This is a genomic window from Barrientosiimonas endolithica, assembly GCF_030296655.1.
GTDB classification, from domain to species: Bacteria; Actinomycetota; Actinomycetes; order Actinomycetales; family Dermatophilaceae; genus Barrientosiimonas; species Barrientosiimonas humi.
In genome coordinates this window covers 3217513-3228894 of record NZ_AP027735.1, presented here as the reverse complement: position 1 = coordinate 3228894, position 11382 = coordinate 3217513, and the positions used below count along the sequence as shown (strand labels likewise).

The following is an 11382-nucleotide window of genomic DNA, read 5'->3' as shown; positions in this document are numbered from 1 at the left end:
CGGCGCCGATCAGAGCATGTGGGCGGCGCGGTACCACGGCACCGACGCCTTGGTGAGCAGCCGGCACTCGCTGAGGAAGTCCATCAGGTGGATCGAGCTCAGCCGCATCAGGTTGTGGTGGTGCTGGTTCTCCTTGGCCTCGCGCATGGCGCGGTCCTTGTCGAGCCCGGCGTTGGCGTAGACGTCGCCGCGCACCATGCTCGTCGCGATGACGTACGCCGCGATCGAGATCACCTTGGCGGCCAGCTGTCGCCGGGGCGCCCACAGGTCGGCCAGCCGGTCACGCATCTCGGCCCGCGCGAACGCCATGTGCCGCGCCTCCTCGACCACGTGGATGCGGCTGGTGCCGCGCACGATCTCGAGCACGTTGTCGCCGCGCATCCAGTCGCGCTGCATGACGTCGAGCATCTCCTCGGCGACCAGGATCGCGCCGTAGGACGTCTCGCCGAACGCGGTGGTCTTGAGGAACCGGGCCAGCTCGATGTTGATGCGGTGCGGCTTGTACTGCGGCACCCCCATCGCGGAGCAGGCGCGCGCGAACATCAGCGAGTGGCGACACTCGTCGGCGATCTCGGTGAGCGCGAAGCGGAACTCGGCCTGGGCGGGGTCCTTGACGTACTGGTCGCGCAGGATCATCTGCTGCAGGATCATCTCGAACCAGATGCCCGTCATCATGATCGAGCCGACCTCGTGGCGGGTCAGCGTGATGCGCTGCTCCTCGCTCATCTCCGACCACAGGGGAGTGCCGTAGAGCGTGGACCACTCGGGGTTGAGCCCGTAGTGGGTCGGGTCGAGCGGGGTCTCCCAGTCGATCTCGCTGTTGGGGTCGTACGACAGCTGCTCGCTCGAGGAGAGCAGCCGGCGGAACGTGTCGTCGGCGTCGACCTGGGCGCGGAACTCGTGCGCGAGCGTCATCGCAATCCTCCGAACGTCTGCTGCGTGACCTTGCTGTTCCGACCCAGCGTAGTCGCTAACTTACGGTTACGGAGGTTTTCAGGCGGACTTTTTGTGAGCCAGGTCTCAGCGCGGCCGGCGCACGGGCCCCGCTCCCGAAGGAGTGGGCCCCGTGCGCCGGCCGCGGAACGTCACGCTCGGTTCGTCACGCCTGCTGCGTCTCGCCCTCGATCCCCTCGACGTGCGGCAGCAGCCAGCGCAGGATGTCGCGCACGGTGAGCACGCCGACGAGGCGGCCGTCGTCGCGCACCACCGCGAGCTGCTCGCTCGCCTCGCGCATGCGCGCGAACGCCTCGTAGGCGAGGGTCTCCGGCGACAGCTCCAGGGTCTGCCGGGCGAACGGCCGGGCCGCCGTGCCCGGGTCGGACAGCAGGGTGTCGCGCACGTGAATCACGCCGGGCAGCTCGCCCGGGGCGGTGCTCTCGAGCAGGATGCGCAGGTGCCCGCTGCGGGCCGAGGCGGCCTGCACGTCGGCGACGCTGGCCGCGGCCGGCACCGAGGTCGGCGGGCTGGGCCGCTCGGCCACGAGGTCGCCGACCTTCAGCCGCTCCAGCTCCAGCGCGCCGTCCAGCTGGGACCGGTAGGACGCGTCGAGCGCGCCCACGTTGACCGAGTCCTGGACCAGCTGCCGGATCGTCTCGGCATCACGGCCGCCGACCGCGGCCCGGTCGACCGGGGTCACGCCCGAGCGGGCGACGAGCCGGTTGGCCACCTTGTTGATCCAGGTGAGCAGCGGCCGCAGCGGCCAGATGAACGCCCGTGCCGGCAGACCGATCGCGACCGCCGACTGCTCGGGGTGCGCGATCGCCCACGACTTCGGCGCCATCTCGCCGACGACCAGGTGCAGGAAGGTCACGAGCAGCAGCGACAGCACGAAGGCGCTGACCCCGCTGACTTGGGGCGGGAGGCCCCAACCCTCGAGCACCGGGCCGAGGAACCCGTCGACCGCCGGCTTGGTGATCGCGCCGAGCGCGAACGTACAGGCGGTGATGCCGAGCTGTGCGCCGGCGAGCATGACCGTCAGCTCGTTGGACGAGCGCAGCGCGGCGCGGGCGGCGCGACTGGTCGTCGCGGCCTCCTCCAGCCGGTGGCGGCGGGCGCCGAGCAGCGCGAACTCGATGATGACGAAGAACGCGCTGAGCGCGATCAGCGCGAACGTCGACACGACGACGACCCAGGGGTTGCTCATGAGCGCTGCTCCTGCTCGTCGCGGGCGGCCTCGGCCGCCTCGTCGGTGGGGCCGTGCTCGACCAGGCGCACCCGCACCTGGGAGGGCACGTGCCGGGCGACCTCGAGGATCTCGACGTCGATGCTGCGGCGCACCTGCTCGTCGTTGACCAGCTCGGCGGGGTCGGCGGGGAGCTCGACGGACACGACCTCGCCCTCGGCGGGCAGCGTGCCGCTCTGGGCGATGACCAGGCCGGCGATCGTCTCGTAGTCGGCGCGCGGCAGGTCGTGCCCGATCGCCCGCTCGGCCTCGTCGACCGGCACGTCGCCGTCCATCGTCCACACGTCGGGCTCGGCCGACTCGACGACCTCGTGGGCCTCGGCGTCGTGCTCGTCGGTGATCTCCCCGACGAGCTCCTCGGCCAGGTCCTCCATGGTGATGACGCCGGCGAAGCCGCCGTACTCGTCGATGACGCAGGCGAGCTCGTTCTTCGTGTCGCGCATCAGCGCGAACGCCTCGGGCAGCGGCATCAGGGTCGGCAGCACCAGCGGCGAGCGCATGATGCGCTGGACCGGGCCGGAGTCCTCGGTCTGCAGCACGTCGATCAGGAAGACGACGCCGACGACCTCGTCGAGCTCGGTCACCACGGGATAGCGGGTGTGCCCCTCGGCCATGAGGCGACGGACGTCCGCGACCGGGGTGCCGGTGAGCACGGTGTCGACGCGCGAACGGGGGATCATCGCGTGCTCGACGTCCTGCTCGGGGAACTCCAGGATGCGGTCGAGGGTGAACGACAGCTCGCCGCGCAGGTCGCCGCTGGCCCGCGAGTCGGCCACGATCGACTCCAGGTCGCGCGCGGTCGCGGAGGAGTCGACGTCCTCGACGGGGTCGATGCGCAGCGCGCGCAGCAGCAGGTTGGCGGCCTTGTCGAAGATGACGATGAGCCAGCCGAAGGCCTTGAGGTAGATCACGGTCGACCGGGCCAGCCGGCGGGCCAGCGGGTCCGGGCTCGCGATCGCGAGGTTCTTCGGGTACAGCTCGCCGAAGATCATCTGCACGATCGTCGAGATGGCCAGGGCGGCGATGGTGCCGACCGTGATCCCGACCGCGGCGGGGACGCCGACCCCGCCGAGCAGGGTCCCGAGCGACTCGCCGACGAGCGGCTCGGCGACGTACCCGACGAGCAGGCCGGTGACGGTGATGCCGAGCTGGGCGCCCGACAGCATGAACGAGGTGCGCTGGGTGACCGAGAGCGCGCGCTCGGCGGCCTTGTCACCGCCCGCCGCGGCGGTCCGCAGGCGGACGCGGTCGACGGACATGTACGCGAACTCCTGGGCCACGAAATAGCCGTTCGCGGCGATGATCAGCAGGATCGCGAGCACGCCCAGCAGGAGCATGCCGATGGTGGCGATCAACGGGGTCACCTCCGTGCGGGGAGGGACTATGACTCGGGTCGTCGTCGGCGGGGTCGGGCTGGTGGGAGGGGTCCACTGCTTTCTCGGGGGTTCGGGGACGGGGACATACCGGCCTACGAACGAGCGACCGCGATGGTTCCCGCGGCCCGGCGGCCGGGTCAGCCCAGCCGGTCCAGCGCCCTGCGGAAGCCGCCCGCGAGCTCCTCGACCTCGTCGTCGGTCATGACGAACGCCGGGGAGACCTGCAGCCCGCCCGCGCCCACCGCGCGGGTGGCGACGCCCTCCTCGCGCAGCAGCGACGCCAAGGTCGCGGCCTGGGGTGCCTCGTGCAGCTGCACCGCGGCCAGCGCGCCGGTGCCGGAGCGCACCTCGGCGACCGCGTCGTGCTCGGCCAGCGGGCCCAGCCGTTCGGCGAGCGAGGTCTCCAGCCGGGCGGCCTCCTCGAGCAGGTTCTCCCGCTCGAGCAGGTCGAGGTTGGCGAGCGCGACGGCCGCGCACATCGCGTGGCCGGAGTAGGTGTAGCCGTGACGGAACCACACGCCCGCGTCGGCCTGGAAGAACGGCTCGGTGACCTTCGGCGCGCACAGCACCGCGCCCATCGGGGCGTAACCGGAGGTCAGGCCCTTGGCCGAGGTGACCATGTCCGGCTCCAGGCCGAACCGGGTCGAGGCGAACCACGACCCGCCGATCCGGCCGTAGCCCGTGACCACCTCGTCGGCGACGAACAGCACGTCGAGCTCGGTGCAGACCTTGCGCACCGCCGTGAGGTAGTCCGGCGGCGGGGGATAGACGCCGCCCGCGCCGATGACCGGCTCGCAGAAGAACGCCGCGACGTTCTCCGGGCCGAGCTGCTCGATGGTCGCCCGCAGGTCCTCCGCGTCGTCCCAGGCGACGTGCGCGGTGTCCGGCACGAGCACGCCGTAACCCTCGGTGTTGGGCGGCAGCCCGCCGAGGGCGGTGCCGGCGTAGTGCATCCCGTGGTACGCCTTCTGCCGGCCGACCACGATCGTGCGGCTGGGCTCGCCCCGCTCGACCCAGTACCGCCGGGCGATCTTGGCCGCGGTGTCGACCGAGTCGGAGCCGCCGGAGGTCAGGAACACCTTCGAGCCGGGCACCGGCGCGATGCCGGCGAGCCGCTCGGCGAGCGCCGTGGTGGTGTCGGTCGTGTAGTCGCCGAAGGTGCTGTAGTGCGCGACCTTGCGCATCTGCTCGGCGGCCGCGTCGGCGAGCTCGCCGCGCCCGTGGCCGACGTTGGCGAACCAGAGTCCGCCGGTGGCGTCGAGGTAGGACCGGCCGGCGTGGTCGTACACCCGGACGCCCTCACCCCTGGTGATGGTGAACTCGCCCTTGGCCTCGATCGCCCCCATGTCGGAGAACGGGTGCCACAACGCGCCCATGCCCAGCTCCTTCCTGTCGCCGCACCGATCTTGCCCTTCCCCGGTGACGGTACGCGCGTGGCGGGTGCGCGCGGATGCTGGTCTCGGCCGCGGGGTCGGGTGCGACGAAACCACCCATGGTTACTGCGGCGTAGGTATGGTGGAGGCATGTCGAAGCCCCGTTCCTACGCAGGTCAGTACGCCATCGTCACCGGGGGTGCCTCCGGTCTTGGGCTGGAGCTGGTGCGGCTGCTCGCGGCCGACGGCGCCACGGTGCTCGCCGTCGACCTGCACGAGCAGGCGCCCGAGGGTGCGCTCCCCGAGGGCGTGCTCTATCGCCGGCTCGACGTGCGCGACGAGGAGGGCTGGGACGAGCTGCGCAACTGGGTCGAGGCCACCTGGGGGCGCCTGGACCTGCTGGTGAGCAACGCCGGCATCGCCGTGGGGGCCGCATCGACGTCACCGGGCTCGAGGACTGGGACCGGGCGGTGTCGATCAACCTGATGGGCATCGTCAAGGGCGTGCGCACGTTCGCGCCGATGCTCAAGGAGCAGGGCAGCGGCCAGCTGGTCCAGACCGCCTCGCTCGCCGGCCTCATCCACGCGCCCGGCATGGCGGCGTACAACGTGGTGAAGGCAGGGGTGGTCGCCCTGTCCGAGACGCTGCGCCACGAGCTCGCGCCGTACGACATCGGCGTCTCGGTGATCTGTCCCGCCTTCTTCCGCACCAACCTCGCGGAATCGCTGCACGGCAAGGACGTGCACCTGGAGCAGAGCGCGGTGAACCTGATCAACAAGGCGCCGCGCTCGGCCGAACAGGTCGCGGCGAAGGCGTTCGCGGGGATGCAGCGAGGCACGTTCATCATTCTCACCGACCGGGACGGCGAGGTCGCCTACCGGGGCAAGCGCTTCACCCGCCCGGTCTACGACCGCCTGATGGTGCGGGCCGGGCAGGAGATGCGCGACGGCGGAACCGGGTCCGGGATGCTGGAGAAGCTGGCCCAGGTGCAGGGGAAGGTGGCCCGCCGACGCCCGTGAGGCCGCGCCGTGGTGGCGCCGGCGGACCCACAAGGGTGAAGCCTCCGAGGGAGGGGTAGGGAGAACCTCACCCCTTGGGGGTTTTGTCGGATGCCTCCGCAGGGTTGAGTGTGCGTCATGAACGACGCCGACCCCACCCCCATCCGCCTGGCCGTGGTCAACGACTACGAAGTCGTGATCCAGGGCCTGGCCTCGATGCTGCACCGGTACTCCGACCGCATCGAGATCGTCGAGATGAACGCCCAGACCGAGGTCTCCCAGCCGGTCGACGTGGTGCTCTACGACACGTTCGGTCAGCCGCAGGCGAACCACGAGTGCGTCACCGAGCTGCTCGAGAACCCCAACATCCGCAAGGTGTGCGTCTACACCTGGAACTTCCAGCCCTCGCTGGTCGAGAACTCCATCGACCGGGGTGTGGCGGGCTACCTGTCCAAGACCCTGCCGGCCTCCTCGCTGGTCCAGGCGCTGGAGCGGGTGACCGCCGGGGAGTCGGTGGTCTCCCCGCCGCCCGGCAACGGACCGATCGCCGGCGACTGGCCCGGCCGCGAGGAGGGCCTGACCCCGCGCGAGGCCGAGGTGCTCGCGCTGATCACCCAGGGCCTGTCCAACAACACGATCGCCGAGCAGACGCACCTGTCGATCAACTCGGTCAAGTCCTACATCCGCACCGCCTACCGCAAGATCGGCGTGACCAGCCGCAGCCAGGCCGTGCTGTGGGGCGTGCGGCACGGCTTCGAGCCCGACTCGCGCCGCATCCGTCCGCGCGCGGGTGACCTCGAGGGCGCCGGCGCGATGCGCTGAGCCTCCTCCACCGGACCGTCGCCCCCTCAGGCCTAGGCCTGAGGGGGCGATGTCGTGCCTGGGGCCGCCAGGACTGGGCGGCTGCCCGATGTCTCGGACTACCTCAGACGGCGAACGTCGTGCTCGTCACGACCACCGCCCGAGGAGGCAGTCCCCATGTCCGCACTGCTCGCCGTCCTGCTGCTCGTCGGCCTCGTCGCGCTCCTGGAGCGCACCCACCGCCGCGCGCACGCCCTCGACCACGCCCCGGGACGCCCGGAGTCCGCCGACGACGCGCGGGCGCGCGCCGAGCTGGCGGGCGTACCGGGTCCGGTCGCGTCTCGTGGGAGCACGTCTCGTCGGGGCGCGTGGCGCCCCGGCGCGACGGCGTCGGGGGCGCGGCGTCCGGGGGCGGCGGCATGAACCCGCTGGTCAACATCGCCGTCATCGTGCTGGTCTTCTGCGCGATGGTCGTGCTGATCGGTCGCTTCGTGGTCCCGCCCCTGGAGCGAGTCCCGTTGCGGCAGTGGCGGTTCGCCGACGTGCGCGCCGCGTTCGCCATCGGCCGCGCCGAGTGCGGCCTGGTCGTGCACCTGTCCAAGGGGCACCTGTCCAAGGAGCACCGGATCCGGTCCCTGTGAGGCGGGCCGCGGCCTAGAGTCGCTCCATGCAAAGGGGTGGGGCGGGGGAGTGGCCGACGCGGCGCACCGTCCTGCGCGGCGGCGGGGCCGTCGCGCTGCTGGGAGCCGGCACCCTGTTCGGGGCGCGGGTGCTGGAGCAGGGCGCGGCCTTCCTGCCGCTGCACGCCACGACCGTCGCGTTCGACGGGCCGGTCGCGCGCCGCGAGGTGACCCCCGCCGAGTTCGACCTGGTGGTCCCCGGGTCGCGCGTGCTGCGCGAGGCTCCCGACGTGGACGGGCTGCTCGCGCGCGAGCGCGGCTGGCTCGACTCGGCCGCGGCGTGGACCCGGAGCGGGCCGCACGCCGATCTCGCCCGGTCCGCCCTGCTCGACCTGCACGTGCTCACCGCCGGGCTGCCCGCGACGGTGGCCGGCTGGTCGCCGCCGTGGCGCTACGTCTGGCCGCGCGACACCGCCCACGTCGCGGCAGCGCTCGCGGTCGCCGGCCACCTGACCCCGGCGGTGCAGGCGCTGCGGGTGCTGCAGCGGGTGCCGCGGCGGGCGGACGGCTGGTTCGAGGCGAGATATCGGATCGAGGGCGACGGGCCGCCCGACGACCGCGCGCCGCAGCTCGACGGGGTCGGGTGGGCGCTCTGGGCGATCGACCGGGTGCTGCGCGAGGTGCCGGTGCAGCAGCGGGTGCCGGTCGCGCGGACCGTGGCGCCCCTGGCAGCGGCCTGCCTCGCGGTGACGCTGCGCGAGATCGACACGGCGTCGGGGCTGCCGCGGCCCTCGCCGGACTACTGGGAGGTCGACGAGGCGCGCACGACGCTCGGCACCGCAGCACCACTGGCGGCCGGACTCGACTCGGCCGCAAGGGTTTTCGCGATCCTCGGCGACGAGCGCCGACGCCGCGAGGCGGTGGCCGGTGCGGGTCGGCTGCGCGGGGCCATCCGCGCCGGGTTCGGGCCGAGCGGTTACCCCCGCGAGCTCGGCGGGCGCGAGCGCGACGCCGCGGTGGCCTTCCTCCTCCCGCCGTACGCCCCCGCCACCGACGACGCGCTCGTCGCCTTCCGCGCCGCGCAGCAGGAGCTGCGCCGACCCGCCGGCGGGCTCGCGCCGGGCGCGGGGTGGAAGCGCGACGGCATCAGCTGGACCCCGGAGACGGCGCTGTTCGCGCTCGCGGCGGCGGGTGCGGGTGAGGCCGCCCGGGCGACCGCGCTGCTCGACTGGGTCGCGGCGCACCGCACGGCCGGCGGCAGCCTCCCCGAGAAGGTGCTGCAGGACGGCCGTCCCGCCGCGGTCGCTCCGCTGGCGTGGACCGCCGCGCTGGTGCTGCTCGCCGCCGCCGAGCTGGGCGTACGGCGCTCGGCGGGGTCCTAGCCGCAAGCCCGGTCCTCCGCCGGAGGGTGCGGTGGGGCGCACGGTTCGGCGGTGGACCGGCAAGGCGTGGGCGGCGGGGTACGCGCTCGCGGTCCTCCGCCGGAGGGTGCGGTGGGGCGCACGGTTCGGCGGTGGACCGGCGGGGCGTGAGGCGACCGCCGGGCGCTGATTGGGGCCGAAGCGTGCTCGTCTGCCCGATATCGGGCAGAAAGTTGGAGTTCGCGAGAGATGGGCGCACACTCGTCCTCGTGCCCGATGCCGAACTCGTCCAGCGCGTCGCCGCGTCCACCGGACTCAGCGCCGCCGAGGCCGACCGGGTGATCGCCGACGTCCTGGCGTTCTACGACGAGACGACGGAGGCGTACGTCCGGCGCCGGCACGCCGAGCTGCAGACCTACGGGGTGCGCAACCCCGAGATCTTCGCCCGGCTGGCCGAGGAGCTGGGCGAGCGCCGCGTCGCCGCACCGCAGCTGAGCGAACGCCAGCTGCGCCGGATCGTCTACGGCTGACGCACGACAAGCAGGGCAGCACGGCACGCACGGAACGGCAACACACCGACGGCAAGCCCACCGGAACGGGCAACACATCGACGGCAAGCCCACCGGAACGGCACCTCACCGGGACGTGGACGGGCGGAATCGACGACCGGGCCACGCGCCCGACGGAGTGAGCGAAGCGATCGACGCGGGCCGCGCGGCCCGCGAGGAGATGGAGCAGAGAACATGTGCGGGATCGTGGGATACATCGGTGGGCAGCCGGCTGCGCCGATCTTGGTCGAGGGGCTGGCGCGGCTGGAGTACCGCGGCTACGACTCGGCCGGCATCGGCGTCCTGACGTCGGGCAAGCCGAAGGTGCTGCGCACCGTGGGGCGGGTGCGTGACCTGGAGGCGTCGCTGCCGAAGCGGCTCACCGGGACGGTCGGCATCGGCCACACGCGGTGGGCCACGCACGGCCCCGCCAGCGAGGAGAACGCCCACCCGCACGCCAGCGCCGACGGCCGGATCCTGGTGGTGCACAACGGAATTCTCGACAACGCGACCGCGCTGCGGGAGCGGCTGACCGCCGAGGGCGTGACGCTGCACTCCGACACCGACACCGAGGTGCTGGCGCACCTGGTGGCGGCCGCCGAGGGCGACTCGCTCGAGGAGCAGGTGCTCGCCGCGCTGCGCCAGGTGACGGGGACGTACGCCATCGCCGTCGCGAGCGCCGACCACCCCGACCGGGTCGTGGTCGCCCGCAACGGGTCGCCGCTCGTGCTCGGCATCGGCGAGCACGAGATGTTCGTGGCGAGCGACGTGGCGGCGCTGGTGCGTCACACCAGCCAGGTGGTGCACCTCGACGAGGGTGAGCTCGCGACCGTGACGCGCGACGGGTTCCACACCTTCACCGCCGACGCGACCTCGACCACCAAGACGCCCGAGACGATCGACGTCGAGGCCGAGCAGTGGGAGCGCGGCGGCCACGAGCACTTCATGCACAAGGAGATGCACGAGCAGCCGGAGACGCTGCAGCGCATGCTGTCGGGCCGGCTCGACGACCGGTTCGCGACCGCCCGGCTCGACGGGCTGCAGCTGGAGCCGCGCGAGCTGCGCGCGTTCCGGCGGGTCAAGGTGCTGGGCTGCGGCTCGGCCTACTACGTCGGGCAGATGGGCGCCTCGATGATCGAGGACCTTGCGCGCATCCCGGCCGACGCCGAGGCGGCCAGCGAGTTCCGCTACCGCAACCCGATCATCGAGCCCGACACGCTGTACGTCGCGGTCAGCCAGTCCGGCGAGACCGCCGACACGCTGTTCGCGGTGCGCGAGATCCAGCGCAAGGGCGGCCGGGTCGTCGGGCTGGTCAACGTGGTGGGCTCCTCCATCGCGCGCGAGTGCGACGGCGGGGTCTACCTGCACGCCGGCCCGGAGGTCGCGGTGGCCTCGACGAAGGCGCTGACGCACATGGGCATCGGCTTCGCGCTGCTCGCGGTCGCGCTGGGTCGCGTGCGTGACCTGTCGTTCGCGGATGGTCAGCGAATCATCAACGGGCTCAAGCAGATTCCGGATCAAGTCGGCGACATCCTCGAGCAGGAGGACGCCATCGCCACCGTCGCGAAGCGCATCGCCGACGCGCAGAGCATGTTCTTCGTCGGGCGCGTGCGCGGATACCCCGTGGCGCGCGAGGGGGCGCAGAAGCTGAAGGAGATCTCCTACCGCCACGCCGAGGCCTACCAGACCTCCGAGCTCAAGCACGGGCCGCTCGCGCTGATCTCGCCGGAGCTGCCGACCGTCGCGATCGTGCCCGACGACGAGCTGCTCGACCGCAACCTGGGCGCCTGCCACGAGATCGCCGCGCGGCGCGGCCCGCTCGTGGTCGTCACGCACGAGGGTGTCGAGCTGGGCGACCTGCGCGGCGACCGGATCGACGTGCCGCGCAACGAGCCCGAGCTCGACCCGCTGCTGCTGACGATCCCGCTGCAGCTGTTGGCCTACCACGCGGCGCTCGCGCTGGGCCACGACATCGACAAGCCGCGCAACCTGGCGAAGTCGGTCACGGTGGAGTAGCCACGGACGTCTGAGGTAGGTGCCGCAGAACGCGGCACCTGCCCGATGGCCGGGACTACCTCAGAGGCGAAATCTCCTCGGTGTCAGGACGACGACACCCAGCGAAG

General features: G+C 72.5%; 10 protein-coding genes and 1 pseudogene. 7 read left to right on the top strand and 4 right to left on the bottom strand.

Going from position 1 to position 11382, the window contains the following annotated elements:
• Nucleotides 1-9: 9 nt before the first annotated feature.
• The 4 genes from QUE40_RS16315 to QUE40_RS16300 form a co-directional block, all read right to left on the bottom strand.
• On the bottom strand, nt 10-915 hold the full coding sequence (locus QUE40_RS16315) for an AurF N-oxygenase family protein (protein WP_289231620.1): 906 nt from the start codon (nt 913-915) through the stop codon (nt 10-12).
• A gap of 184 nt (nt 916-1099) precedes the next feature.
• Nucleotides 1100-2143: a CNNM domain-containing protein gene (locus tag QUE40_RS16310; protein ID WP_289231619.1), complete on the bottom strand. Its 1044-nt coding sequence runs from the start codon at nt 2141-2143 to the stop codon at nt 1100-1102.
• Nucleotides 2140-3537, bottom strand: a complete 1398-nt coding sequence (locus QUE40_RS16305; RefSeq protein WP_289231618.1) for a hemolysin family protein — start codon at nt 3535-3537, stop codon at nt 2140-2142. Before QUE40_RS16305 ends, QUE40_RS16310 begins: the two co-directional genes overlap by 4 nt.
• 158 nt (nt 3538-3695) lie before the next feature.
• A complete protein-coding gene (locus QUE40_RS16300) occupies nt 3696-4934 on the bottom strand; it encodes an aminotransferase family protein (protein ID WP_289231617.1) in 1239 nt (412 codons plus the stop codon).
• Nucleotides 4935-5081: 147 nt separating this feature from the next.
• On the opposite strand from QUE40_RS16300, the pseudogene QUE40_RS16295 reads away from it, so the two are divergent.
• From QUE40_RS16295 to glmS, 7 genes and pseudogenes are all read left to right on the top strand, one after another.
• Nucleotides 5082-5950, top strand: a pseudogene (locus QUE40_RS16295) (SDR family NAD(P)-dependent oxidoreductase).
• A gap of 117 nt (nt 5951-6067) precedes the next feature.
• The gene (locus tag QUE40_RS16290; protein WP_142006987.1) at nt 6068-6751 is read left to right on the top strand and encodes a response regulator transcription factor; all 684 of its coding nucleotides are present in this window, start codon (nt 6068-6070) and stop codon (nt 6749-6751) included.
• A 156-nt stretch (nt 6752-6907) separates the two neighbouring features.
• The gene (locus tag QUE40_RS16285; protein ID WP_289231616.1) at nt 6908-7153 is read left to right on the top strand and encodes a hypothetical protein; all 246 of its coding nucleotides are present in this window, start codon (nt 6908-6910) and stop codon (nt 7151-7153) included.
• Nucleotides 7150-7371: a hypothetical protein gene (locus tag QUE40_RS16280; RefSeq protein ID WP_142006986.1), complete on the top strand. Its 222-nt coding sequence runs from the start codon at nt 7150-7152 to the stop codon at nt 7369-7371. The genes QUE40_RS16285 and QUE40_RS16280 overlap by 4 nt, the downstream gene beginning before the upstream one ends.
• A gap of 26 nt (nt 7372-7397) precedes the next feature.
• On the top strand, nt 7398-8732 hold the full coding sequence (locus tag QUE40_RS16275; protein ID WP_289231615.1) for a glycoside hydrolase family 15: 1335 nt from the start codon (nt 7398-7400) through the stop codon (nt 8730-8732).
• Nucleotides 8733-8980: 248 nt separating this feature from the next.
• Nucleotides 8981-9241 carry an HU family DNA-binding protein gene (locus QUE40_RS16270; RefSeq protein ID WP_142006984.1) on the top strand — a complete coding sequence of 87 codons (261 nt, stop codon included), beginning with the start codon at nt 8981-8983 and terminating at the stop codon, nt 9239-9241.
• Nucleotides 9242-9454: 213 nt separating this feature from the next.
• The gene (gene glmS, locus QUE40_RS16265; protein WP_289231614.1) at nt 9455-11275 is read left to right on the top strand and encodes a glutamine--fructose-6-phosphate transaminase (isomerizing); all 1821 of its coding nucleotides are present in this window, start codon (nt 9455-9457) and stop codon (nt 11273-11275) included.
• Nucleotides 11276-11382: the final 107 nt, after the last annotated feature.

Bases quoted from the DNA above. Each gene is read 5' to 3' on its own strand.
- QUE40_RS16315 (WP_289231620.1), bottom strand. From the start codon at position 915: ATGACGCTCGCGCACGAGTTCCGCGCCCAGGTCGACGCCGACGACACG.
- QUE40_RS16310 (WP_289231619.1), bottom strand. From the start codon at position 2,143: ATGAGCAACCCCTGGGTCGTCGTCGTGTCGACGTTCGCGCTGATCGCG.
- QUE40_RS16300 (WP_289231617.1), bottom strand. From the start codon at position 4,934: ATGGGCGCGTTGTGGCACCCGTTCTCCGACATGGGGGCGATCGAGGCC.
- QUE40_RS16290 (WP_142006987.1), top strand. From the start codon at position 6,068: ATGAACGACGCCGACCCCACCCCCATCCGCCTGGCCGTGGTCAACGAC.
- QUE40_RS16285 (WP_289231616.1), top strand. From the start codon at position 6,908: ATGTCCGCACTGCTCGCCGTCCTGCTGCTCGTCGGCCTCGTCGCGCTC.
- QUE40_RS16280 (WP_142006986.1), top strand. From the start codon at position 7,150: ATGAACCCGCTGGTCAACATCGCCGTCATCGTGCTGGTCTTCTGCGCG.
- QUE40_RS16275 (WP_289231615.1), top strand. From the start codon at position 7,398: ATGCAAAGGGGTGGGGCGGGGGAGTGGCCGACGCGGCGCACCGTCCTG.
- glmS (WP_289231614.1), top strand. From the start codon at position 9,455: ATGTGCGGGATCGTGGGATACATCGGTGGGCAGCCGGCTGCGCCGATC.